1 protein-coding gene is annotated in these 517 nt (G+C 26.5%); it reads left to right on the forward strand.

The window, feature by feature from the left end:
• Positions 1-104 precede the first annotated feature (104 nt).
• Positions 105-517, forward strand: a 413-nt coding sequence (locus GBZ86_RS16710) for a hypothetical protein (RefSeq protein WP_152892517.1), incomplete at its 3' end; no start/stop codon positions are given.

Raw genomic sequence — 517 nt, forward strand, 5'->3', positions numbered from 1 at the left:
ATTCAAATCCAAGTTTAAATGGAATTTTAGGTGAACTAAGAACACCTAATGATACAATTAAATTAGGTGAATAAAGTAAACTATAAATGAAAGGAATTAATACTATGAATTTAAACAATGAGTTAGTTTTAGATATTAATGGATTAGGTATTATCATGTATTCAGATTATGCTACTTCATTTATCAAAGAAGGTGAAGATTATTTTTATCAAAACTATCAAACACCCGAACAAGTTTTAAAGCATATTATTGAAGGAAGCATAGTAGGCTTTTGTACTAGTTCTCCAGGAAGATATATTTTGAAATTAAAAACTGGTTATCCTTCAGAAGAAAATTTAAACTCATATGAGTTTAAATTAAGACTTGGAATTAAAATAACAGATAAAAGAATGTATATAAGAGACTTATATGACTTAATGGATTGGAGCTCAAATTGTCCAATTAATCAATGTGTTGAATTAGAAAATGGATTCTACCATATCACACTATTAGGTAATACTCCTAAATCTGGTATACT

Origin of the sequence: Clostridium tarantellae, assembly GCF_009295725.1 — a bacterium.
In the GTDB taxonomy this organism is placed as follows: domain Bacteria; phylum Bacillota; class Clostridia; order Clostridiales; family Clostridiaceae; genus Sarcina; species Sarcina tarantellae.